The following is a 22,355-nucleotide window of genomic DNA, read 5'->3' as shown; positions in this document are numbered from 1 at the left end:
CCAGGCAATCCCCCACGAACGGGCATGCCGATGAGCGACCGTCGCGCCGTCCATCCGTGTCCTGACGAGGACACGAACCCGGACGTTCGATGCGAAAGCGAGAGATCGTCGGGGTCGACTCTTGCCGATCGGGGGGACGTGCAGCAGGGCCCCGGGCATGGAGCACGTGGTCATCATCGGCGCCGGCTTCGGCGGCCTCTACGCGGCGCGGGCGCTCCGGCGCGAGCCGGTGCGCGTGACCGTGATCGACCGGCGAAATCACCACACGTTCCAGCCCCTCCTGTATCAGGTCGCGACGGCGGGGCTGAGCGCGAGCGACATCGCCGCGCCCATCCGGCGCGTCCTCCGCAAGCAGAAGAACACGAGCGTGCTCCTCGCCGACGCGACGGCGATCGACCCTGTCCAGAAGAAGGTGATCTTCGAGGACGGCGAGCTCGGCTACGACACGCTGATCGTGGCGGCCGGGGCGTCCCACTCCTACTTCGGCCATGACGAGTGGGCGGAGTTCGCGCCGGGGCTCAAGACCGTCGAGGACGCGCTGGAGATACGCCGGCGCGTGCTCCTCGCCTTCGAGGCGGCCGAGCGCGAGACCGACCCGGCCCGGCGCGACGCGTGGATGACGTTCGTGGTGGTCGGCGCCGGCCCCACGGGCGTCGAGCTCGCCGGGGCTCTCTCGGAGCTCGCCAGGCACACGCTCCTGCGCGAGTTCCGGCACATCAACCCGGGCAAGGCGCGCATCATCCTGCTGGAGGGGGCGGGGCAGGTGCTGCCGTCGTACGTCCCGGAGCTCGGGGAGAAGGCGCGGAAGCAGCTCGCGGCGCTCAACGTGGATGTGCGGACGAACTGCCGCGTCACCGGGATCGACGAGGAGGGCGTATCGATCGGCGACCGGCGGATCGAGGCCAAGACCGTGCTCTGGGGGGCCGGCGTGGAGGCGTCCCCGCTCGTCCGCACCCTCGGCGTGCCGCTCGATCGGGCAGGGCGCGTGCTGGTGCATCCGGACCTGACGGCGCCCGGCCACGAGGACATCTACGTCATCGGCGACCTCGCGTCGCTGAAGCAGGAGGACGGGACGCCCGTGCCGGGCGTGGCGCCCGCGGCCATCCAGGAGGGGCGCCACGCGGCGCGCAACATCGCGCGCACGCTGCGGGGGCAGCCGCGGCTGCCGTTCCGCTACCGCGACCGGGGATCGATGGCGACGATCGGGCGCGCCGCGGCCGTGGCCGACTTCGGCAAGCTGAAGCTGTCCGGGTTCATGGCGTGGCTCGCGTGGCTCTTCGTCCACATCCTCTTCCTGATCGGCTTCCGCAACCGGTTCGTGGTGCTGTTCTCGTGGGCCTTGTCGTACCTGACCTACGAGCGCGCCTCTCGCCTGATCACGGGCGAGACCCCGCCCCTCCTGGAGGCGCCCCACGCTCGGGAGCTCGAGCTGCGCAAGGACGACGGGGCCGCCAGGGGCCAGCCGATGCCCGAGCACGCGCGTACCTAGCGTCGCGCTCAGCCGCTGTGTCTGCAGGGCGATCGCCTGCGCGGTTGCATCGCCCGAGAGCAGCCGCGCGTGGAGCACGGGCGCGCACAGCGGCGACTTGCGCTCATCTGGACGTTTGCGCGCGAGCTGCGTTAGCGTCGTTGACCATGCGAATTCATCCCGGACAGGACGCCACCGCGCGCCTCGCGCGAGCCCTCTTCGCCAGCGCAGCACCTCTGGCCGCACTCCTGCTCAGCGCCTCCTCCGCCTTCGCGCAGGCGCCTCCTGCGGCGTCCGCACCGGCGAGCGCGTCCGCCCCTCCGGGCACCGCCCAGGCCCAGCCCGCCCCGTACGGGGCCCCCGCCCCCTACGGGCAGCAGCCCGGCTATTACCCGCCCCCCGGGTACGCGCCGCCCCCCGGTTACGCGCCGCCCCCCGGCTATTACCCGCCCCCCGGGTACGCGCCGCCCCCCGGTTACGCGCCGCCCCCCGGTTACGCGCCGCCGCCCGGCGCTCCCCCCATCGGGCCGAGGATCATGAACTACGAGGAAGGGCAGGCCGTCCCGGAGGGCTACCGCGTCGAGCCGAGGGCGCGCCGCGGGCTGGTCATCGGCGGCGCCGTGACGTTCGGCGTCACCTACGTGCTCTCGGCGATGGTCGGGCTCGTCGCGGAGGCCGACGATCGCGCCCAGGGCGGCAGCGGAGCGAGCTACATGCCGCTCTACATCCCGCTCGCCGGCCCCTTCATCACCATCAGCACCGCGGACGCCAAGGGCGGTGGCGTCTTCATCCTCATGATCGACGGGCTCGCTCAGGTCGCCGGCGCCGCCATGTTCATCGGCGGCATCGCGGCGCCCGAGAAGAAGCTCGTCCGCAACGACGTCTCGCTGTCGGTCAAGCCGATCGTCTCGGCCGACACCCTCGGGCTCGGCGTCTCCGGCTCGCTCTGAGCGCGCGCCGCCGGCGCCCTCGCTTCACGTCACGACCGGCGGCGTCTCGTCCATCGTCTTGACCGCGCGCTTGGCCCGGCGGCGCACGTCGACGTGCAGCGACTCGTCGAAGTTGATCGCCGAGAACGCCGCGCGCGCCTCGATGTTCTTGCCGAGGGCCGCGTAGGCCTCGGCCTCGTTCCAGCGCAGCTTCCAGTCGCGCTTCGCGAGATCCGAGAGCTTCGCGGCGTCGGCGATGATCTCCGGGTAGCGCTGCTGCTTGCCGAGCTCGCTCCAGTACTCGGCCCTGAGGTCGTCGTCCTCGGGCGCGAGCGCGACCGCCGACGCGAAGCCGGCGAGCGCGTCGTCGATGCGGCCCGCGACGAGCTCGGCGCGGGCGAGCGAGCGGCGCGCGCCGGCGCTCTCGGGGTGCGCCGCGACGAAGGCGGCGAGCGCGGGGATCGCCTCGTTGACCTTCTGGATGTCCGCGGGATCGCTCGGCCAGAACCGGAGCGAGAGCGCGGCGAGGTCGCCAGGGTCGCTCTCCAGCGCGCGCTCGATCGCGGCGGGGGCCTCCTCGCCGCGACCGGCCTGCGCGAGGCACTTCGCGAGCTCGACCCACGCGCCCGACGAGGACGGCGCGTCCTTCACGTAGGCCTGGGCCGCGGCGAGCGCCTCGTCGAGGCGCCCGAGCGAGCGGAGCGCGGCGATCCGCGCGAGCTGCGCGCGCTCGACGCTCGCGCCCTCCGCGGCGGCGACGGCGCGCTCGGCGGCGGCCAGCGCGACGTCGTGGCGGTTCTCGCGCTCGTGGTAGGCGAGCTGCTCCAGGTAGAAAGCGCTGTCGCGCGGCGCCGCGTCCCACTGGCCGGTGAGGTACTCGAGCACCGCGTCGGAGCGCACATAGACGAGCGAGGCGGCGTCGCGCGGGTTCTCGTAGATCGGCACGAGCACCCCGAGCTGCACCATCGCGTCGAGCGCGGGCTGGCAGTCGGGCTTCGCCTCGAGCGCGAGGACCATCTCGTCGAGCGCGGCGTCCTTCTTCTGCATCGCCAGGTGCACCTGCCCGACCGCCACGTGGTAGTCGGCGTCGCCCTGGAACGTCTTCCGGATCGCCTGGAAGCTCTTCAGCGCCGCGGGGTGATCGCCCATGTTCGCCTGCGCCGAGGCGAGGTTCAGCCGCGCGGCGTGGTCGTCCGGGTCCATGGTGACGATGCGCTTGAGCGCCGAGATCGCCTTCTCGTAGTCGCGCTCCCCGAACGCCTTCTGCGCGCGCTCCCAGACCGGCGCCTTGTCGAGGAAGGCCTCGAACTGCGAGACGAGCGTGCTGTTCTGCTTGCGCCAGACGCCGCTCTTGCCGGGCTCGGAGTTCGTGAGGAAGTCCTTGATCCACTTGCGGGCGGCGTCGATGCTGAGCCCCTTGTCGGCCAGCCCCTCGAACTCGCCCCGAGGCACCGGCATGCGCGCGGGGATCCCCTGCCGGCGCGCCGTGTTCTCGTCGAGGCCGATCAGCACCCAGTCGCCTTGCTCGCTCATGATCAAGGACGGTAGCCGCCGTTCCCCGCCGGGATCAAGCGACGTCTCGGCGCGCCGCGCCCGCGCGGCGGAGGCGCAGCGGAGCGCGACGGCGAGCGCCGGGAGGGCGCTTCAGGAATAGAGCCAGGCCAGGAGGACGAACGCCGCGAACGCCGCCGCCGCGACGGCGACGACGATCGTGCGCGGCACGCCGAGGAGCATCGGCCGGACGCTCGCCTGAAACGCGATCGCCTCCACGGAGCTGGGCGGGCTGCTCGGCGCATCGACGCCGGACGCGCCGCCCTGGACGACAGGCGGCGCGGCGGCGGCGCTCCTCGCGGGGGCCGCGGTCGCGGTCCGCGGGGCCGGGGTCGCGATCCGCGGGCCCGCGCTCGGGTCCGGGGGCGCGGGAGGAGGGCTCTGCGGGGGCGGGCCGAGGCCCGGGGGCCGCGACGTCGCGGGCGACGCCAGGTGCTCCAGGCCGAGCTGGGCCAGGATCGCGTGCTGCTCGTTGCCCCACGCGACCGGTCCAGCCGTCGCCTCGGGCGCGAGCGTGAGCGGCGCCGACATGACCTTGTGCATCGCCCGCTCGAGCGTGAGCGCCTCGTCGAGGCGGCGCGACGCGCGCTCTGCGCCGGAGCTCGCGGCGAGGCGCAGCGCCTCGGCGGCGATCGACGAGATGTGGGCCGCCACCTTGGCGACCGCCAGCTTGCGCTCCGCGTGCGCGACCGCGAAGCGCGCCTCCTCGCGGAGCCGCAGCGCCTCGGTCGTGAGGCGGTCGACCTCCACGTCGAGCTGCTTCTCGCCCTCCGGCCCGCCGTGCGCCGGCGCGGCAGCCCCCGCGTCGCGCTCCGCGGAGAACGTGACCGCGGTCGTCGAGCGCGGCGGCTCGGGCTGCAGCTGCCTCGCGGACGGCTCGATCACCTCGCTGTCCAGCGAGGTGATCGAGCCGTACGACGGCTGGCTGTTGCGATGTCGTCCGCTGACGGAGCTGGCGGACGCGGGGTCTGCGCGCCCGCGGCCGTTGCCCCCGACGACGACCGTCTTCTCGTCGGCCGTGTCGGACGACAGCGGTCCGCGCAGGCGCGCGCCCTCGTCCGCGATGTCCACGCGGCGGGTCGTGGCGCTCGACGGCAAGGGGGAGGACGTGACGCCGCCGCGCGGGTCGAAGTCGGTCGGCTCGTCTTCGTGGACGCGCTCCTGTGCGCGCGCCGCTTCCTGAGCGCGCTCCGCGCCGCCGGTGCGGAGCCGGTCGGGGGCGCCCGCCCCCCTGTCCCGCGCGGCGTCGACGGGGGGCCGGCGCGGGATCGCCGTCGTGGCCGAGAGCGAGGGGCGCGGCGCCTTGTCGACGCCCGCAAAGCCGCCGGAGACCGCGCGCTCGAACCAGCGCATCTGCCTCATCGCGTTGCGCCGCACGAAGCGGCCGAGCGCCTCCTCGTTGCCCTCGAGGTACCCGTGGCTGCGCAGCCAGCCCTCGAGCCGCGCGAGGATGTCGTCCGCGCTCTGGAAGCGCGACGACGCGTCCTTCTCGAGGCAGCGCATCACGATCGCGACGAGCTCCTTGTCGATCTTCGGCCGGAGCTCCCGCAGGTCCGCCGCGGGCTGCGTCGTCAGGGCCCGGAGGAGCTCGTAGTCGCTGGACGACGGCCACGGGTGCTTGCCCGAGAAGAGCTCGAACAGCACGACGCCGAGCGAGAACAGGTCGGAGCGCTTGTCGGCGGGGCCCCCGCGGGCCTGCTCCGGGGCCATGTAGGTCGTCACGCGCCGGCGCGCCCCGACGGCCGTGGTCATCACGCGGAGCGAGGATTTGGCGAGCCCGAAGTCGGCGATCTTCACCTCGCCCTGGAAGCCGACCAGCACGTTGCCGGGCGTGAGATCGCGGTGCACCAGGTTGAGCAGCTCGCCGGCCGGCGAGCGGAGCTCGTGCGCCGCGGCGAGCCCGCGGCAGAGCGTCGCGCCGATGTGGACGACGAGCCGCTCGGAGAAGACCTCGCCCGTGTCGAAGACGGTCTTCATGAGACGCGCGAGGCTCACGCCCTGCACGAGCTCGACGGCGAAGTACGACCCCTGCTCGTCGTTCCCCCAGCCGGCGACCTCGACCACGTTCGGGTGCTTGAGCGCCGCGGTCGTGCGCACCTCGTCGAAGAACCGGGTGGACACCGCCGGATCCTCGGCGAAGTGCGGGTGCAGCCGCTTGACGGCGAGCAGCTCCCCTGGCCGGTTCGGACCGACCGATCGGCAGAGATCGACGCGGGTGGTCGCCCCGGACGCGATCTCGGCGAGGAACTGAAGCGAGAGCGCGGCCGGCGCGGGCTCTGGGAGCCGAGACATGCGCGCCTCAGTCTAGCGGGCGAGAGCCCTCACCGGAAAGGGCCTCAGACGCCCGCGCGCGCCGCGGCGATCGCCGCGGGGACCCCGGAGGGGGTGGCCTTGAGGTGCACGTCCAGGTGGTCATCCTTGGTCTTCAGCGCACGGACGCCGAGCACCGGCGCGCAGATGCGCAGCGCGCGGGCGACCATCGGGTTGCCGCCGATCGCCGGAATCTTGAGCAGATCCAGGGTGATCCTGTCGTCCTTCGCGTCGATCAGCGCGGCTGGCCGCTTTGGCATGAAGGACACGAAGTTACCGGGCTTGTTCAGATCGATCGCCCCCGAATTAATGAGCCCGGCGATGGGCGAGCTCTCGTCGCCCATCACGTGGAGCTTGAGGTCGGCGATCCGCAGACCGACGCGGATGGCGTCCGCGCGCACATCGAGCTCCTCGGCGTACACGGCGAACGAGGCCCGGATCGGGGCGCCCATGGCCTTCACGGTGAGCGCGAGGCGGAGGCCAGGGGGCGCGGCCTCGATCACGATGTCCTTCGGCGCACGTTTTCCGCCGCTGAGCTCCCGCGCGAGATAGCGCAGCGCATCGATCGGGACGCCGAAGCGCAGGCCGAGCGCGCCGCGCAGCGCCCTCACGATCTCTTCGGGGTGAGCCTTGAGGTAGTCACCGGCGTGGCGGAGCAGCAGCTTCGGGCTGGGCTTGGGCATCGTTGGGGCAGCTACGATTGCCCGGAGTCCGGCCCGCACGCAAGGGCCGAACGCGACCGCAGCGAGGTCGTCGGGCCGCCGAAAGGCCGTTGTTCGATCGGGGGCGACTCGGTCACACTCGGGCGCGATGCACATCAAGATTCTTCTTGTCATGGCCACAACAGCGTTCGCGATCGGCTGCGGCTCGGCCGACGCGACGCTCGGGAGGGCGCCGGGCGACGAGCCGACGGGCGGCGGTACATCGAGCCAGGGTGGCGGCGACGGCGGGTCGACGGACGGCGGAGAAGACCAGGGCGGCAGCGGCGGCGATGACTCGAGCGGCGACGGCGGTGAGCTGTCGGCCGGCGGCGATGGCGACGATGACTCGAACGGCGACGGCGGCGATGGCGACGAGGACTCGAGCGGCGGGGCTCCGGGCGTCCTCTGTGGCCCGCCTCCGGCGTGCAACGCGGCGCCGCCGGATCCCGGCGAGGAGCTCTCATGGAACCACCCGACCTCGTACATCATCTCGGCCGCGGGGAGCCCGAACCACCGCGGGCGCGACCTGTACCTGGCCCCCGATGATCCGCAGTGGATCCTCGGCAAGTTCGCCTACGGGCTCACCGACAAGGACCTCAAGGGCGAGCGGGTCGACATCTACCTGCTCCGCGGCTGCGACGGCGCCTGGGAGCGCCTCGGCTCGGCGACCACGACGGAAAGCGACTCGGCGCACGCCGAGATCGAGGGGGTCAGCGACAGCGGCGGCCGCGTCTACTTCCAGATCCCCGAAGCGCAGCGGCTCGGTCCGGGCAGGCACCGGGTCCACCTGGTCGTCCGCGGCGACCTGTCCAGCGCCGAGCTCTTCATCGAGGTCGTCCCCCGGGGGACGCCGATGTTCGTGAGCGACGTCGACGGGACGCTCACGGGCACGGAGACGGAGGAGTTCACCACCCTGCTCACCGGCCTGCTGCCCGACGTGCACCCGCACGCCACCGCGGCGTTCCACCTGCTCACGTCGAAGGGGTACCGCCCGATGTACCTGACCGCGCGGCCGGAGTGGCTCGTGCAGCGCACACGCGACTTCCTCGAGGCCTACGGCTTCCCGCCCGGCATCGTGCACACGACGCTCGGGCTGACCGGCGCGCTGGGCCGGAGCGCCGCGGAGTACAAGACCGCGGAGCTGCAGCAGCTCTTCGACAGAAGGGAGATGCGGCTCGCCTGGGCGTTCGGCAACACGGAGACCGACGCCGAGGCCTACGACAACGCCGGCGTCATGCCCCTCGGCCGGCGCGTGTTCTACCAGTTCGATGACGATGCGTACGGGGGTCGGCGCATCGACGACTACGCCGAGCTGTTCGACGAGATCGAGGCGCTCCCGAGCCTCTGCGACTGATCCGGGGCGGCGCGCCGGCGCGTCAGCCGGGCGCCTGCTCGGTCTGGACGCCGCTCGCCGGCGGCTCCGACGCCGTCGCAGCGCCGGCCGACGCCTCCACGCGGCCGCCGATCGATCGGAGCAGCTCGCTCACCGCGGCGTGGGCGCGCTCGCGCAGGTCGTTCACCCGCGCGCCCTCGCGGCCGTCCAGGGACACGGTGAGCGGCGCGCCGATCCGGACGCGGACGCGCCGCATCGTGCCGTCGCCCGTGTCGATGGCGCCCTTCTTCATGAGCAGGTGCGTGCCGTCGATGGCGACCGGCACCACGGGCACGCCCGCGCGGACGGCCGCGTAGAACCCGCCGTTCTTGAACGACCGGAGCACGCCGTCCTCGCTGCGCGTCCCCTCCGGGAACACGAGCAGCGGCTTGCCTTCCCGGAGCACCTGCTCGAACCGCGCGATCGCCTCGGCCGCGGCGCGGGTGCCGACCGTGCGATCCACCGGCACGTGGCCCGCGAGCTGGAGGTGCCAGCCGAGGAACGGGATTTTCATGAGCGAGCGCTTCGCCGCCCACTTGAAATCGCCCGGGAGCACCGCGCCGAGGGCCAGGATGTCGAGCACGCTCTGATGGTTGGAGCAGTAGACGAACACCCCGGAAGGGACGTTCTCGAGGCCGCTCACCTCGATGTCGATAGCGAGTCCGCGCGCGCTCGACTGGCACCAGCGGCGCATCGCCCAGAGGCTCGCCGAGCGCTGCGGCGTGAGCGGCCCTAGCGTCAGAGAGACAGTGCCATAGGCCATGGTCCTGACGGCGAACGGGACCCATTGCCGCGTCGCCAGCCATGCGCTCTTGAGATCCATACTACAGCGCTTACCACTCTCCCTCCGTGGCGGAAACGCGTAGCAATTTGCGCACTTGCGCCGCGCTGGCAGCCGTGCTGTGCGCCTGCGTCTACGGGCCGCGCGGCGGCGTGAGCAGCCCCCAGCCGACGGTGACGGGCCGCCCGGCGCGCTCGAACTTGACGGTGTACAGGCCCGTCTCCTCGGCGCTCTGCACGACCGCGGGGCGCAGCGTGCCCACCCACTCGGCCCAGACGCTCGCCCCGATCTTGAGCTGCGGCTTGATCGGGATGGGTCGCAGCGCCGACTCGTCGGCGATCAGGGCCGCGCCGCCGTAACCGAGGGCGAACCACCGCGCGGAGCTGCTGGCCAGCGACGTCAGGACGGCGCCCGGGTCGGCCGGGGGGCCGCCGAGCCGCGACACGAGGAGCACGTGGCGCCACGTCTCGCCGTCTTTCCATGCGGCGAAGTTGCCGGGGACGAGCCCCTCGGTCTGCACCACGAAGCGCACCCCCTTGAGCTGCGCGAGCGGGGTGCGCGGGTCCATGTCGGTGTAGCGGACCTCTAGCTTGTCCTTCACGAAGCGGGTGATGACGGCGTGCTTCATCACGCCGTTCCACTCCGTGAGCACCGGATCGTGGGGACGGAGGCGGGGCACGTCGGGCACGGGGATGACGTAGCCAGGGTGAACCTTGTAGGAAGGGCCGCCCTTCGCCTCGATGATCAGATCGTCGCCCTCGAAGCCGACCACGGTCGCTGCATACAGCACGAGCGTCGATCCGAGCCTGGCCCCGGCGAGCATCCGATCCGAGAAGGTGAACACGCGGCGGCCTGGATCGAGCTTGACCGGATACGCCGGGAGGCCGAGCGGGTTCGACGCATGCGCGGCGCCGGTCGGCGCCGGGGTCTCTGCGGACGGGGGCCGCGGCAGCGCCGCGAGCGAGGCGAGGGGCGGGCTCTGGGAGGGCATCGGCGTCGGGGTCGACGTCGGCGCAGACTCGCACGCGACCGCGGAGCACGCCGCCAGGAGGCAAGCGAGCGCTGCGACCGCGGCGCGGCCGCGCGGCGCCGCTGTCCCGCGACGTCGCTTCGCGCACCTCTGGCGGTCCTCCACGGCGGCGCGCCCCGGCCTGCGGGACCCGGCCCCGAGGCCGCCGGGACATCGGTCAGCCATCGGGGGCGAGCATGGACCGCGGAACGCGCGGCGGCGAGCAGAAAGGGACACGGCCGGCCACGCGATGAGGGTCTGCTCTGCCGGCGCGGTCGCCGTCTCGCCGGAGGCCGTGCGCGCGGGTGCGGCGGCGCGCGGCTTTCCGCGCGACGCGCGCGGCGCCGCCTGCGCTAGCCTGCCGCGCATGAAGCGCGCGTTCAGCGTCGATGAGCTCAAGCAGACCGCGCCGCGCCTCGCCGTGGAGCGCCGCGCGGTGCGCTTCCAGGACGTCGACGCGGCCGGCATCGTCTTCTACCCGCGGGTCCTCGAGTACTTCAGCGACGCGTACATGGTCGCGCTGAAGGAGCGGGGCATCGACCTCCCGGGCCTGATCGCGGGCGGCGCGCTCAAGCTGCCGCTCGTCCACGCCGAGGCCGACTACTTGCTGCCGCTCCGGTTCGGCGACACCGTCGAGGTCGAGGTGCTCGCGCCGAAGCTCGGCGATACGTCGTTCACGGTGGGCTACCGCGTGACGACGGCGGGCGGGATCGCCGCCGTCGGGCAGACGGTGCACGTGTGCATCGATGGCGCGCGCTTCGTTCCGCGTCCGCTCCCGGACGACCTGCGCGGCGCGCTGGGAATCACCGCGCCGGGCGGCGGCTCCGGCGCGGCGCCGCGCTAGCGCGGCGGGAACGGGGCGAGCACGGCCGCGAACCGCGCCGCCGCGCCGGCGCGATCGAGCTTGCCCGCCGCGGTGAGCGGGAGCGCCGCGGCGGCGCAGAGGCGCCGCGGGCGCTTGTGCGGGGCGAGGCGCGCCGCGACGGCGGCCGCGAGGTCGTCGAGCAGCGCGGGCGCGAGCGCGGCCCCGTCGAGCGCGCGGGTCGCCCCGTGGTCGGGGACGATCGCCGCGGCGACGACCTGGCCCCAGCGCTCGTCCTGCACGCCGAACACGACCGCGCCCGCGACGCCCGCGCAGGACGCGAGGACCTGCTCCACCTCGGCGGGGTAGACGTTCTCGCCGCCGGTCACGATGAGATCGCTCCGGCGCGCGGCGACGTGCAGCCGCCCGGCGGCGTCGACCGCGCCGAGATCCCCGGTGCTGAACCACCCCGCGCCGTCGACGAGGAGCTCCGGAGCGCGCTCCGGGCCGCGGTAGTAGCCGCGGAACAGCACGGGGCCGCGGATCTCGATGCGCCCCACGCTGTCGCTGCCGGCGCCCTCGATGCGCAGCTCGACGCCGGAGATCGGCGCGCCGGAGCCCGGCTCGCGCGTGCGCGGATCGCGCGGGCGCTGGACGGTGACCTGCGAGCACGCCTCCGTGAGGCCGTAGGTGGTGAGCGCGGGGACGCCGCGGCGCGCGCACTCGTCGAGCGCACGCTCCGGAGCGCCCGCGCCGCCGACGAGCACCGCGCGCAGCCGGGCGAGGACGTTGTCGCGGTCGGCCTCGAGCAGCGCGAGCAGCATGGTCGGCACGACGGAGAGAAGCGTCGCGCGGTCGCGCGCGATCGAGGCGAGCACCGCGGCGGGATCGAAGCGGGGCACGAGGACGACGGCGCGCCGCGCGAGCAGGCAGCGCGTCACGATCGAGAGGCCCCCGACGTGGCAGAGCGGCATGCAGAGCAGCCAGCGATCGTCGTCGCGCACGCCGAGGTTGGCCGCGCTCGCCTCGGCCGCGGCGAGGAACGCGCGGCGCGGGAGCACCGCGCCCTTGGGGCGCCCGGTCGTGCCCGAGGTGTAGACGATGGCGAGATCGCCCGAGGGATCCGGCGGTACGACGCCGGCCTCCCGGGCGATCTCGATGGCCTCGGCGGCGCGCGGCCCGCGCTCGCGGCGCGCGGCGAGCTCCCGTCCGGCGTCGTCGAGCAGGGCGGCGAGGTCGGGCTCGCGGAGCACGAGGTCCGGCCGCGCGTCGTCGATCAAGAGGCTCGCCTCGCCGGCCGTGAGCCGCGGGTGGATCGGGACGAGGACGGCGCCGAGCGCGAGCAGCGCGTGGAGGACGACGACGGTCCCGAGAGCGCTCGGGGCGACGAGCGCCACGCGAGCCCCCTGCCCCACCCCCGCGCGGGCGAGCCGCGCGCACACGGCGGCGACCGCGGGCGCCAGGTCGCCGAAGCGGAGGGCGCCGCCCGGGCCGACGCGGAGGCCCGGGACGTCGAGCGCGGGCGGCGTGTCCGTGTCGCCGCCGCCGTGCACGAGCGCCGTCCGCGCCGCGACCGCGGGGTCGCGCACGGCGTCGAGGAGGCTCAGGCCCTCCATCGTCCGACCCCGAGGCCCGGCCGATCGCTGGCCCCGATCAGGCCGCCCTCGCGCAGCTGCGGGACGCGGATCGCGGGCCACGCGGCCAGGCCTGCGTGCGCGTCGAGGCCGCACGCGAGCGGAGCGCGCGGCAACGACAGCGCGAGCTCGCACGCAGCGGCGAGCGCGATGGGGCCGTCAAAGAGGTGCGTCACCACGGCGTCGAGACCGCGCGCCTGCGCGCTGCAGCCGAGCTCGTGCGCGCGCAGCAGCCCGAGCATCGCCGGCTTCAGGATGAACGCGGCGCAGCCCTCCGCGTCGAGCAGGCGCTCCGGCATGCCCTCCACCGCGAGCGACTCGTCCGCCGCCCACGGGACCTCGCACGCGCCGAGGTGGTGGAGCAGCTCCGGCGCGACCGGCTGCTCGACGAAGCGGGGGCGGAGCGGCGCGAGCAGGCCGAGCCGGCGGGGCGCTTCGTCCAGCGACCAGGCCGCGTTCGCGTCGAGCCGGAGCTCGACGGCCGGGTGCTCTCGCCGGAGCGCGCGCAGCGCCTCGAGATCGCGCGCGAAGCCTTCCTGCCCGCGGGAGCGGAGCTTCACCTTGATCGTCCCGACGCCGCGCCTCGCGAGGGCGCGGGCGCGATCGAGCATCTCCGGCAGGGCGGCCGACGTCGTGAGCAGCCCGTTGACCTGGACCTCCTCGTAGCCCCGGTGCCCGCCGAGGCACGCGGAGACCGGGACGCCGAGGCGCTGGCCGAGCAGGTCGAGCAGCGCCGTCTCCAGCGCGAAGCGCGCCGTCGGAGCGCCGCGCAGCCGCGAGGACAGCGGCGCGAGCGCGCGCTGGATCGCGAGCACCGTCGCCGCCGGCGGCGCCCCCGCGGCCGACGCATCGCGGGGCAGATCGATCGGTCCGAGCACCCCCGGCAGCTCGGCGAGCGCGCGCTGGTCGTCGTCGGCCGACTCGGGCGAGAAGCCGGGGAGCGGCGTGGCTTCGCCGACGCCCACGCGCCCGTCCTCGTCGGTGATCGACAGCACGAGACCCCGGCGCGCGCCCTCGAGTTCGACGAGCTCAAGGCTGGCGGCGGCGACGCGCATGCTCCCTACAGCCCCGCGGCGAGCCCCAGCGAGAAGAGCAGCGCGTAGGCGAGCAGCAGCTTCGCCGTCCCGGCGAGGCACTCGTTGAGCGGGCGGCCGTCGGTCGTCGCCAGCATCTGGAGCAGGCGCACGGCGCGCAGGAACGTCGCGAACACGAGGAGCGTCCACGGCCGGCCCTCGCTCACGGCGAGCGCCACGGGGACGGCGTAGGAGACCGCGAGGAGCATCGCGTACTCGAGGACGCCCGCCTTGCGGCCGAAGCGGACGGCGAGCGTGCGCTTGCCGGCGACGACGTCGGTGTCGCGATCGCGGACGTTGTTGACGACGAGCACGGCGGTGGCGAGGGCGCCGACGGGCACGGCTGCCGCCCACGCGAGCGGCGGGACCGAGCCGAGCTGGACGAACGCCGTCCCGCAGACGGCGACGAGGCCGAAGAACACGAACACGAACACGTCACCGAGGCCGTGATAGCCGAGCGGATACGGGCCTCCGGTATAGGCGACCCCGGAGAGGATCGACGCGACGCCGATCGCCACGATGGGCCACCCGCCAACGAGCGCGAGGTGCACCCCGAACGGCAGCGCCAGGGCGATCGTGACGAGGAGCCCGACGCGCACCTGGCGCGGCGTGAGCAGCCCCGCCTGCACGGCGCGGGTGGGGCCGAGCCGCTCGTGCGTGTCGGCGCCCTTCTCGTGATCGAACACGTCGTTCGCGAAGTTCGTGGCGATCTGGATGAGCATCGCGCCCGCGAGCGCCGACAGCGCCGGGCCGAGCCGCATGCCGCCGAGCGCGTAGGCGACCGCCGTGCCGACCATGACCGGCGCGAGCGCCGCGGTGAGCGTCGCCGGCCGGCAAGCGAGGAGCCACGCCCGGAACGAGCCCGGCCGCACGCCCGCCGCGACCGCCGCCCCGGCCGCCTGGGAGGCCACCGTCGCGCTCATGCTCCCCTCCCCTGCCGGCAGCGACGTCGCCCGCCCGCGGCGGAGTGATCGCTCCCGCGCCGCGCGATGGCCTCGCGCGCGAGGTCCTCGGCGCCGGAACTCCTGTTCGCGTTGACCTGGCTCATGACCGTGGCTCCCTCTCCCTCCGCAAGCTCGGGTTGTCGGCGCGCGCGCCGCTCATGAAGGCTGGAGATCGGCCGCCGACGGCGCGCCGATCAGCGCGGCGACCTCGCGGCGGACATCGGACCAGAGGCGCGCGACGCGGGCGGCGCCGTCGTGGGGCGGAACCACCGCCTCGATCAGCGTCGCGCCAGGCCGCTGGTGGGCGGCGGCGAGGGCGCGGGCGAGCCCCTCGGCGGTGCCGGCGCGCTCGTACGCGAGCCCGAACATCGCCGCCGCGGGCGCGAAATCGAGGTGCTGCGGCATCGTGAAGCCGCGGTCGAGCAGATCGGCGCCTCGCCCGGCGATCGGGAGGTGCTCGAAGATGCGGCCGCCGTCGTTCTGGACCACGACGACGACGAGCGGCGCGCCGCGCTCCCCCGCCACCTTCGCGGCGAGGAGCAGGCCGGTCAGATCGTGCAGGAGGCTGAGGTCGCCGAGCAGCAGCGTGACCGGCTCTGCCGCGGCCGCGCGGGCGCCGGCCGCGGCCGACACGAGGCCGTCGATCCCGCTCGCCCCGCGCTGGTGCAGGACGCGCAGCGCGCGCCCCGACGGCGGGCAGTACGTATCGAGATCGCGCACCGGCATGCTGTTGCCGATCGCGAGCAGCGAGCCCTCCGGGCACGCGCCGGCCACCGCACGGGCGACCTCCCCCTCGGTGAGCTCGTCCCCGGCGCACGCGCGCGCGGCCAGCGCCGCCGCGAGCTCGCCGGCGCGCGCGAACGACGCGGCCCACTCCCTCCGCGCGCGCCCGAGGTCCCCCGCCGCCCCGGCGAGGCGCGCCGCGAGCCCCTCGCACACGTCGACGGGCTCGGCCATGACGAGCGCGGCCGCGGCGCTCGTCGGATCGTTCCAGCCGTGCGGGGACACCACGAACCGGCGGCAGCCCGCGTGCTCGGCGATGTAGGTCGCGTACCCGGACGAGGTCGGCGGGGCGCCGATCTCCAGGAGGAGGTCCGGCGCGTTCGCCGCGCGGAACTCGGGCGCGCGCAGGAACGAATCGAACGAGGCCGGCATCACGACGCCGTCGGCGACGCCGCCGAAGTAGATCTGGCTGGTGCCCTCGGCGAGCACCGGGAAGCTGGTCGCCCGCGACAGCGCGAGCACCGCTCGGCGCGTCCGCGCGTCGTCCTCGCGGCTCGGGGCCGGGCCGCAGACGATGAGCCCCCGCTCGGCGCGCGCGCAGCGCGCCGCGATCTCGTCGAGCGCGCGCGCGTCGACGCCGGCGCGCGCCGACACGACCCGCGGGCCGGCGCGGCGCATCAGCGCCTCCCACTCGGCCTGCCACGGCTCGGGCCCGGCCACCTCGACCGGCTCGAGCGGCTTGCGGAAGCGCGCGTTGATGTGCACCGGCCCCGGCGTCGGCGAGAGCGCGCGCGAGACCGCCTGGGCCGCGATGCGCGCCACGGCGCGCAGCGCGAGCGGCGACGGATCCGGCAGCCCCATCTCGGCGAAGTGGCGGACGTGGTCGCCGAAGAGCTTGATCTGATCGATGGTCTGCGAGGCCGCCGCGTCGGCGAGCTCCCACGGCCGATCGGCGGTCACCGCGATGAACGGGGTGAAGCTCTGGTGCGCCTCGATGATCGCCGGCAGGGCGTGGGCGCCGGCCGTGCCCGAGGTGCAGACGAACACGCTGGGCCGGCCCGTGACGCGCGCCTGCCCGAGCGCGAAGAACGCCGCGGCGCGCTCGTCGATGACCGCGTGGCACCGCACCTCCCCGCTCTCCATCGCCGCGAGCGCGAGCGGCGTCGAGCGAGACCCCGGGCAGAGCACCACGTCACGCACGCCGGCCTGCGCCAGCGCGCGGACGAAGAGCTGAGCCCAGGCCGAGTGGAGGTTCGAGCCGCTCACCGCGATCCTCCGCGTCCTTCCCGCGCGGGCACGTCAGCCCCCCTCGGGCGTCGCCACGAAGAGGCACACGACGCCCATCGTGAGCGGCTCCACGCGCAGCACCCGCAGCCCCGCGCCGCGCATCTGCTCCGCGAACTCGTCCGGCGGGGGGAACCTCGCGATCGAGTCCTGCAGGTAGCGATACTCGTCCCTCCCGGAGATCGCGCCGCCGATGTACGGCACGACCGTGTGGATGTGGAAGCGCGCGAGCTTGCTCATGAGCCCCCCGCGCGGCTCGCTGAGCTCGAGGATCGCGACGCGCCCCCCGGGCCGCGTGACGCGCGCCATCTCGCGGAGCGCCCGCGCGCGATCCGGGACGTTGCGGATCCCGAACGCCATCGAGATCGCGTCGACGCTCGCGTCGCCGAGCCGCAGCTGCTCCGCGTCGCCGACCTCGAGCTCGACCCGCCCGGCGAGCCCCGCGGCCTCCACCTTGCGGCGGCCGACGGCGAGCATGCCCTGCGACGGATCGACCCCGATGACCTTCACGTCGTGCGTGTGCGCGATCGCGATCGCGAGGTCGGCGGTGCCGGTCGCCAGATCGAGCACCGTGGCGCCGGGGACGAGCTCGAGCGAGCGCACCGCGCGCCGCCTCCAGCCCTGATCGAGCCCCATCGAGATGATCCGGTTCAGGAGGTCGTACCGCTCGGCGATGCCGTCGAACATCTCGCCGCTGCCCGCGCGCCGCTCGCCGCGCGGCGCCTCGCCTTGCTCCATCTGGCTCATGTCCCGCCCTCCACCTGCGCCGCGCGGTGACCCTCGCCGCGCTCCGGCGCGAACCGCTTGCCCTCGCCCGACGCCGGCGCGGCCTCGCCGCTCCCCGCCGCCGGGGCGCCGGCGAGCCCGCGCTTCCGCTCGTGCAGCCGCATGTGGCCCCGCTGGATGCCCTCGCTCGCGAGCGCGCGCAGCGCCGCCAGGTTCGACGCGAGCCCGACGGAGGCCAGCACCACCGCGAGCTCGCGCGCGCCCTTCGCGCCCACGAGCTGCAGCGCCGCGCGCACGCCGGCGTGCACCTCGGTCGAGCCGCCCACCGTGCCGACGGCGAGCGGCAGCTCCGCGCGACCCACGAGCCCGCCGGGCACGCGCTCCCACGTGCTGAGCGGCCGGTACTTGCCGCTCATCGACGCGTACGCGTGCGCGCCCGCCTCGATGGCGCGGAAGTCCTGCCCGAGCGCGACCGCGGCCGCGTCGAGCCCGTTCATGAAGCCCTTGTTGTGGGTGGCCGCCCGGTACGGATCGAGCTCCGCGAAGCGGCTCGCCCGCGCGATGCCGCTCGCCACGTCCGCGCCGCCGAGCGCGTCGTCGCCGACCGTGGCCGTCACCCGGACCAGGCGGCGGACGGTCAGGTTCGAGAGGATCCGGAGCCCGAGCGTCCCGCCGGCGATGCGCTGCACGAGCGGCGCCACCGCCTCCGCCACGGTGTCGACCAGGTTCGCGCCCATGGCGTCGCCGACCTCGACGTAGAGGTGCACCACGAGCACGCCGAGCTCCGCCGAGAGGACGCGCACCTCGACGTCGCGACAGCCGCCCCCGCGCGCCACCATCCTCGGGATCGCCGCGTCGCCTGCCGCGAGGAGGCTCTCGCGCGCCGCCGTGAGCCGGCGCGCGGCCTCCTCGGCGTCCGGCACGTCGTCGAGCTGGACCTGCGCGGTCATGATCGGCGGATCCGCCTCGCCGGAGAAGCCGCCGGACAGGCGGACCATGCGCGCCGCGTTCGACGCGGCGGCGATCACGCTCGGCTCCTCCACCGCCATCGGCACGAGCACGTCGCGCTGGTTGACGCGGAAGTTCAGCGCGAGCCCGAGGGGGAGCGCGTGCGTCGCGATGACGTTCTCGCACATCCGATCGGCCACCGCCGTCGGCAGCCCGCCCCCGCTCGCGAGGTGCGCGAGCGCGTCCTCGTCGAGCAGGCCGAGCGCCTGGATCGCGCGGAGCCGATCCTCGAGGCACCGCTTGTAGAAGCCGCTGATCCGGCTGGAAACGTTCTGGCTCATCGGGCGCCTCCGCGCGTCGCCTGCGCTCGCGTCGACTGGGCGCGCTCGGCCGTGTCGTCCACGGGCGCCGCGCGTTGCATCAGGGAGATGGTCATCGCCGCTCACCGCCTCCGCCGGGGGGTCGACATCGCGACCCCCTCGAGCGCCGCCTTCGCCGGGCTCTCCGGGAGCGGCTCGATGCTCCGCACCGCGTCCCCGCAGAGCCGCGCCGCGAGCTCCAGGCAGTCGTCCACGACGTGCTTCTCGACCATGATGTGCGCGATGCGCCGGCCGAGCTCGGGCTCGACCGCCGCGTCCTCCGTCGCGCAGTGCGCCTCGAGGGCGGGCGTGAGCTCCCGGTCGCGCTCCATGGCGAGCAGCAGCGGGTACGTCATCTTGCCCTCGCGCAGGTCCGTGAGCAGCGCCTTGCCTGTCGCCTCCGGATCGCCCGCGAAGTCGAGGACGTCGTCGACGAGCTGGAACGCGACCCCGAGGCTCGTGCCGAAGCCCTCGAGCGCCTTGCAGAGCGGCTCGCTCACGCCGCCGGCGCGCGCGCCCGCGAACATCGCCCAGCGGAACAGCGAGGCCGTCTTGCCGTCGACGATCTGGAAGTACTCGCTCGTGCTCGTGCGCACGCGGCCGCGCGACGCGAGCTGGAGCGCCTCCGCGATGACCATCTCCTTGATCACCTGGAGCACCCGCTCGAGCACGTCGGGCATGCCCACCGCCTGGATCTTGCAGAGCGCGTCGAGCAGGAGGTAGTCGCCGCCGAAGATCGACGCGGCGTTGCCGTAGATGACGCGCGCCGCGTCGGCGCCTCGCCGGCGGTCGCCGAGATCGACCACGTCGTCGTGGAGGAGCGTCGCGTTGTGGACGAGCTCGACCGCCACCGCGAACGTCCGCGCGGCCTCGTTGAACCCGCCGCCGATGTGGGAGGCCAGGGCCACGCAGATGGGCCGCAGCCGCTTGCCGCTGATCCCGAGCAGGTGCCGCGCGCTCTGGTGCGCCGGCGTGTCCCCGTCCAGCCCCACCTTCGACAGCTCGCGCTCGACATCCTCGAGGTCCCCGTCGAGCAGGCGCCGGAGCTCCGCGAGGCGCGCCGCGAGCGAGTCGAGCCCGCGTCCAGCGCACATGCCTCCGAGGCTCGAGACGACATCGCTCCGCTGGACCGCCCCAGTAAACGTTGTTGTCGCAGTCATCCCATCTCCACCTGGATGCACGAGCGCACGCTGTTCCCCGCACCGCGCGGGGCCCACGTAGCGGTCGAGCCCTCCGAAATCACGAGCCCGCTATGCGCCTCGCCGGGACCGCACGGCCCGGATCGGGAACCGGACCAGATCCCCGAACCGCGAGAAATCCACGGTCCTGCTCTTGATGAACCCGTCGAGCGCCGTCTGCGCGACGATCACGAAGGAGAGGAGCCGCTCCACCCGATCGAGGCTGAACCTGGCCGCGTCGGTCGGCGGCAGGCCCTCGAGCAACGCGGAAGCCCGCTCGAGCCGTTCCCTCACGGAGTCGGCGATCAGCCGCTCGCGCTCGGCGAACACCTTGGAAATCATCTTCCAGAAGTCCGTCTCGGCCTCGAAGAACTCCTTCCGCTCGCCCGGTTTCCATACCCTTCGTACTACACCCCACCTCTGCAGTTCTGTCAGCGACATACTCATCGCGCCGGAAGAAACCTGCAGGCGTTCGCCGATCTCCGCGGCGGACAGGGCGCCGCCCGCGATGAACAGGACGGTCCAGATCCGCCCGAGCACCCGGCGGAACCCCCAGTGCTCGATGACATCGCCGATCGCGTCCGCCGCGAGCAGCTCCGCCTGACGGTGGATGTCGGCTGAAGAGCTCATTGAACTTTCAAAATTCTCTGAAGGAACTGTGTGGGCCAAGCTGGACCGGCGTCAAGACGCTCCCGACCGGGCTCAGCAGGAAACGGACAGGCGCGGCTGTAGCGCGACCCGCCCGGCGCGCCGGCCGCGCGGTGGCGGCCGGCGTGGGCTCACGCCTGCATCCGGGCCGCGAGATCCCGGTTCTGCCGGAGCAGCGCCTCCGGCATCCGGGCGCCGAACGACGTCAGGAACGTCTCGCGATCGCGCGCCTCCTCCAGCCATGCGTCGCGGTCGACGGCGAAGAGCTCGCGCAGCGCCTCGTCGTTCACGTCGAGGCCGCTGGTGTCGAGCTCCCCGGCCGCGGGCATGATCCCGAGCGGCGTCTCGCGGCCCTCCGCCGCCCCGCCCACGCGCGCCGCGATCCAGCGCAGCACGCGGAGGTTCTCGCCGAAGCCCGGCCAGAGGAACTTGCCCGCGTCGCTCTGCCGGAACCAGTTCACGTGGAAGATCCTCGGGAACGCCGCGCGGCGCTCGCCGAGCTCGATCCAGTGCCGGAAGTAGTCGCCCATGTTGTATCCGCAGAAGGGGCGCATCGCCATCGGGTCCCGGCGGACGACGCCCACCTTGCCGGTAGCCGCCGCGGTCGTCTCCGAGGCCATCGTCGCGCCGAGATAGACCCCGTGGGTCCAGTCGCGCGCCTCGCAGACGAGCGGCGCGAGCCGCGCGCGCCGGCCGCCGAAGACGATGGCCGAGATCGGCACGCCCGCCGGGGCGTCGAACTCCGGTGAGATGGAGGGGCACTGTCGAGCCGGCGACGTGAACCGGCTGTTCGGGTGCGCCGCGGGCTCCTTGCTGTCGGGCGTCCAGCGGCGGCCCTTCCAGTCGGTGAGCGCCGGCGGCGCCGGCCCATCGAAGCCCTCCCACCACGGCGTCCCCTCCGGCGTGAGCGCGACGTTCGTGAAGATCGAGTTGCGGGAGAGCGTCGCCAGGGCGTTCGGGTTCGTCCTCGAGCTCGTCCCGGGGGCCACACCGAAGAAGCCGGCCTCGGGGTTGATGGCCCAGAGCCGGCCGTCGGGGCCGATCCGCAGCCAGGCGATGTCGTCGCCCACGGTCCACACCTTCCATCCCTTCTGGGACGCGGGCGGGACGAGCATGGCGAGGTTCGTCTTCCCGCAGGCGCTGGGGAACGCCGCGCAGATGTACGTCACGCGGCCCTCCGGGTCCTCCAGGCCGAGGATGAGCATGTGCTCCGCGAGCCACCCCTCGTCGCGCGCCATCGTGCTCGCGATGCGCAGCGCGAAGCACTTCTTGCCGAGCAGCGCATTGCCCCCGTACCCGGAGCCGATGCTCCAGATGAGCCGCTCCTCGGGGAAGTGGCAGACGAAGCGGCGCTCCGGGCTCAGGTCGCCGAGCGAGTGCAGCCCCCGGCAGTACTCCTCGGAGCTGCCCAGCGCGTCGAGCGCGACCCGGCCCATGCGCGTCATGATCCGCATGCTCGCCACGACATAGGGGCTGTCGGTGATCTCGACTCCGACCTTCGCCGACGGCGATCCGACAGGGCCCATCAGGTAGGGAACGACGAACATCGTCCGCCCCTTCATCGCCCCGTCGAACAGCCGGCCGACCTTCTGCGGCGCCTCTTCTGGCGACATCCAGTTGTTCGTCGGGCCGGCGTCGTCCCTGTCCCGACTACAGATGAACGTGAGGTGCTCAGTCCGGGCGACGTCGGTCGGATCGCTCCGGTGAAGATAGCAGTTGGGGTACTTCTCCTCGTTGAGCGCGAGGAGCGTGCCGTCGCTCAGCATCCCCTGGATCAGCGCCCGGTTCTCCGCCTCGGAGCCGTCACAGAAGACGACCCGATCGGGCCGCGTCTGCTGCGCGACCTCGTCGACCCACGCTGAAATATTCCGGTGTTGCATACGGCAAGGCAGCCTAGCCCGGGCCGGAAGGACCG

General features: G+C 73.9%; 18 protein-coding genes. 4 read left to right on the top strand and 14 right to left on the bottom strand.

The features are described 5' to 3' along the window. Positions 1-157: 157 nt before the first annotated feature. Together WME96_RS15190 and WME96_RS15185 are read left to right on the top strand one after the other, a co-directional pair. Entirely contained in the window at positions 158-1,489 is a 1,332-nt protein-coding gene (locus WME96_RS15190) for an NAD(P)/FAD-dependent oxidoreductase (RefSeq protein WP_437292321.1), read from the top strand. A gap of 146 nt (positions 1,490-1,635) precedes the next feature. Next, the gene (locus WME96_RS15185) at positions 1,636-2,418 is read left to right on the top strand and encodes a hypothetical protein (RefSeq protein ID WP_437290822.1); all 783 of its coding nucleotides are present in this window, start codon (positions 1,636-1,638) and stop codon (positions 2,416-2,418) included. A gap of 24 nt (positions 2,419-2,442) precedes the next feature. On the opposite strand, the gene WME96_RS15180 is transcribed toward WME96_RS15185, so the two are convergent. The 3 genes from WME96_RS15180 to WME96_RS15170 all read right to left on the bottom strand — a co-directional run bounded on the left by WME96_RS15180 (position 2,443) and on the right by WME96_RS15170 (position 6,941). Further along, complete coding sequence (locus tag WME96_RS15180; RefSeq protein ID WP_437290821.1) at positions 2,443-3,930, bottom strand: tetratricopeptide repeat protein; 1,488 nt, start codon at positions 3,928-3,930, stop codon at positions 2,443-2,445. 111 nt (positions 3,931-4,041) lie between these two features. Next, positions 4,042-6,240: a protein kinase domain-containing protein gene (locus tag WME96_RS15175; protein ID WP_437290820.1), complete on the bottom strand. Its 2,199-nt coding sequence runs from the start codon at positions 6,238-6,240 to the stop codon at positions 4,042-4,044. Positions 6,241-6,284: 44 nt separating this feature from the next. Then, on the bottom strand, positions 6,285-6,941 hold the full coding sequence (locus tag WME96_RS15170) for a hypothetical protein (protein ID WP_437290819.1): 657 nt from the start codon (positions 6,939-6,941) through the stop codon (positions 6,285-6,287). 151 nt (positions 6,942-7,092) lie between these two features. Here WME96_RS15170 and WME96_RS15165 point away from each other — a divergent pair, with 151 nt between their 5' ends. After that, a complete protein-coding gene (locus WME96_RS15165; protein ID WP_437290818.1) occupies positions 7,093-8,313 on the top strand; it encodes an LNS2 domain-containing protein in 1,221 nt (406 codons plus the stop codon). A gap of 22 nt (positions 8,314-8,335) precedes the next feature. Here the strand turns inward: WME96_RS15165 and WME96_RS15160 are convergent, their stop codons facing one another. Continuing rightward, on the bottom strand, positions 8,336-9,154 hold the full coding sequence (locus WME96_RS15160; protein WP_437290817.1) for a lysophospholipid acyltransferase family protein: 819 nt from the start codon (positions 9,152-9,154) through the stop codon (positions 8,336-8,338). 91 nt (positions 9,155-9,245) lie between these two features. Beyond that, positions 9,246-10,103, bottom strand: coding sequence for a hypothetical protein (locus tag WME96_RS15155; protein WP_437290816.1), 858 nt, complete (start codon positions 10,101-10,103; stop codon positions 9,246-9,248). Between the two features lie 385 nt (positions 10,104-10,488). On the opposite strand from WME96_RS15155, the gene WME96_RS15150 reads away from it, so the two are divergent. Further along, positions 10,489-10,965 (top strand): acyl-CoA thioesterase, encoded by a 477-nt coding sequence (locus tag WME96_RS15150; RefSeq protein WP_437290815.1) that lies wholly within the window; start codon positions 10,489-10,491, stop codon positions 10,963-10,965. On the opposite strand, the gene WME96_RS15145 is transcribed toward WME96_RS15150, so the two are convergent. The 9 genes from WME96_RS15145 to WME96_RS15105 form a co-directional block, all read right to left on the bottom strand. Beyond that, a complete protein-coding gene (locus WME96_RS15145) occupies positions 10,962-12,539 on the bottom strand; it encodes an AMP-binding protein (protein WP_437290814.1) in 1,578 nt (525 codons plus the stop codon). The two genes, WME96_RS15150 and WME96_RS15145, sit on opposite strands and share 4 nt — an antisense overlap. Further along, positions 12,527-13,612, bottom strand: coding sequence for a mandelate racemase/muconate lactonizing enzyme family protein (locus WME96_RS15140; RefSeq protein WP_437290813.1), 1,086 nt, complete (start codon positions 13,610-13,612; stop codon positions 12,527-12,529). The genes WME96_RS15145 and WME96_RS15140 overlap by 13 nt, the downstream gene beginning before the upstream one ends. Positions 13,613-13,617: 5 nt before the next feature. Beyond that, on the bottom strand, positions 13,618-14,553 hold the full coding sequence (locus WME96_RS15135; RefSeq protein WP_437290812.1) for a 1,4-dihydroxy-2-naphthoate polyprenyltransferase: 936 nt from the start codon (positions 14,551-14,553) through the stop codon (positions 13,618-13,620). 177 nt (positions 14,554-14,730) lie between these two features. After that, positions 14,731-16,563, bottom strand: a complete 1,833-nt coding sequence (menD, locus tag WME96_RS15130; protein ID WP_437290811.1) for a 2-succinyl-5-enolpyruvyl-6-hydroxy-3-cyclohexene-1-carboxylic-acid synthase — start codon at positions 16,561-16,563, stop codon at positions 14,731-14,733. 33 nt (positions 16,564-16,596) lie between these two features. Continuing rightward, entirely contained in the window at positions 16,597-17,328 is a 732-nt protein-coding gene (ubiE, locus tag WME96_RS15125; RefSeq protein ID WP_437290810.1) for a bifunctional demethylmenaquinone methyltransferase/2-methoxy-6-polyprenyl-1,4-benzoquinol methylase UbiE, read from the bottom strand. Continuing rightward, the gene (locus tag WME96_RS15120; protein WP_437290809.1) at positions 17,325-18,596 is read right to left on the bottom strand and encodes a hydroxymethylglutaryl-CoA reductase, degradative; all 1,272 of its coding nucleotides are present in this window, start codon (positions 18,594-18,596) and stop codon (positions 17,325-17,327) included. The genes ubiE and WME96_RS15120 overlap by 4 nt, the downstream gene beginning before the upstream one ends. Before the next feature lie 101 nt (positions 18,597-18,697). Further along, positions 18,698-19,708, bottom strand: a complete 1,011-nt coding sequence (locus WME96_RS15115; RefSeq protein ID WP_437290808.1) for a polyprenyl synthetase family protein — start codon at positions 19,706-19,708, stop codon at positions 18,698-18,700. Between the two features lie 156 nt (positions 19,709-19,864). Continuing rightward, on the bottom strand, positions 19,865-20,422 hold the full coding sequence (locus WME96_RS15110; RefSeq protein ID WP_061616620.1) for a GbsR/MarR family transcriptional regulator: 558 nt from the start codon (positions 20,420-20,422) through the stop codon (positions 19,865-19,867). A 149-nt stretch (positions 20,423-20,571) separates the two neighbouring features. Continuing rightward, entirely contained in the window at positions 20,572-22,320 is a 1,749-nt protein-coding gene (locus tag WME96_RS15105; protein ID WP_437290807.1) for a phosphoenolpyruvate carboxykinase (GTP), read from the bottom strand. Positions 22,321-22,355: the final 35 nt, after the last annotated feature.

The organism is Sorangium sp. So ce406, assembly GCF_051474675.1.
GTDB classification, from domain to species: domain Bacteria; phylum Myxococcota_A; class Polyangia; order Polyangiales; family Polyangiaceae; genus Sorangium; species Sorangium cellulosum_G.
This window is presented reverse-complemented; position numbering and strand designations above follow the sequence as displayed.

What these genes read in the sequence shown, in the direction of transcription:
- WME96_RS15190 (WP_437292321.1), top strand. Translation starts at nt 158, where the DNA reads ATGGAGCACGTGGTCATCATCGGCGCCGGCTTCGGCGGCCTCTACGCG.
- WME96_RS15185 (WP_437290822.1), top strand. Translation starts at nt 1,636, where the DNA reads ATGCGAATTCATCCCGGACAGGACGCCACCGCGCGCCTCGCGCGAGCC.
- WME96_RS15180 (WP_437290821.1), bottom strand. Translation starts at nt 3,930, where the DNA reads ATGAGCGAGCAAGGCGACTGGGTGCTGATCGGCCTCGACGAGAACACG.
- WME96_RS15175 (WP_437290820.1), bottom strand. Translation starts at nt 6,240, where the DNA reads ATGTCTCGGCTCCCAGAGCCCGCGCCGGCCGCGCTCTCGCTTCAGTTC.
- WME96_RS15170 (WP_437290819.1), bottom strand. Translation starts at nt 6,941, where the DNA reads ATGCCCAAGCCCAGCCCGAAGCTGCTGCTCCGCCACGCCGGTGACTAC.
- WME96_RS15165 (WP_437290818.1), top strand. Translation starts at nt 7,093, where the DNA reads ATGGCCACAACAGCGTTCGCGATCGGCTGCGGCTCGGCCGACGCGACG.
- WME96_RS15160 (WP_437290817.1), bottom strand. Translation starts at nt 9,154, where the DNA reads ATGGATCTCAAGAGCGCATGGCTGGCGACGCGGCAATGGGTCCCGTTC.
- WME96_RS15155 (WP_437290816.1), bottom strand. Translation starts at nt 10,103, where the DNA reads ATGCCCTCCCAGAGCCCGCCCCTCGCCTCGCTCGCGGCGCTGCCGCGG.
- WME96_RS15150 (WP_437290815.1), top strand. Translation starts at nt 10,489, where the DNA reads ATGAAGCGCGCGTTCAGCGTCGATGAGCTCAAGCAGACCGCGCCGCGC.
- WME96_RS15145 (WP_437290814.1), bottom strand. Translation starts at nt 12,539, where the DNA reads ATGGAGGGCCTGAGCCTCCTCGACGCCGTGCGCGACCCCGCGGTCGCG.
- WME96_RS15140 (WP_437290813.1), bottom strand. Translation starts at nt 13,612, where the DNA reads ATGCGCGTCGCCGCCGCCAGCCTTGAGCTCGTCGAACTCGAGGGCGCG.
- WME96_RS15135 (WP_437290812.1), bottom strand. Translation starts at nt 14,553, where the DNA reads ATGAGCGCGACGGTGGCCTCCCAGGCGGCCGGGGCGGCGGTCGCGGCG.
- ubiE (WP_437290810.1), bottom strand. Translation starts at nt 17,328, where the DNA reads ATGAGCCAGATGGAGCAAGGCGAGGCGCCGCGCGGCGAGCGGCGCGCG.
- WME96_RS15120 (WP_437290809.1), bottom strand. Translation starts at nt 18,596, where the DNA reads ATGAGCCAGAACGTTTCCAGCCGGATCAGCGGCTTCTACAAGCGGTGC.
- WME96_RS15115 (WP_437290808.1), bottom strand. Translation starts at nt 19,708, where the DNA reads ATGTGCGCTGGACGCGGGCTCGACTCGCTCGCGGCGCGCCTCGCGGAG.
- WME96_RS15110 (WP_061616620.1), bottom strand. Translation starts at nt 20,422, where the DNA reads ATGAGCTCTTCAGCCGACATCCACCGTCAGGCGGAGCTGCTCGCGGCG.
- WME96_RS15105 (WP_437290807.1), bottom strand. Translation starts at nt 22,320, where the DNA reads ATGCAACACCGGAATATTTCAGCGTGGGTCGACGAGGTCGCGCAGCAG.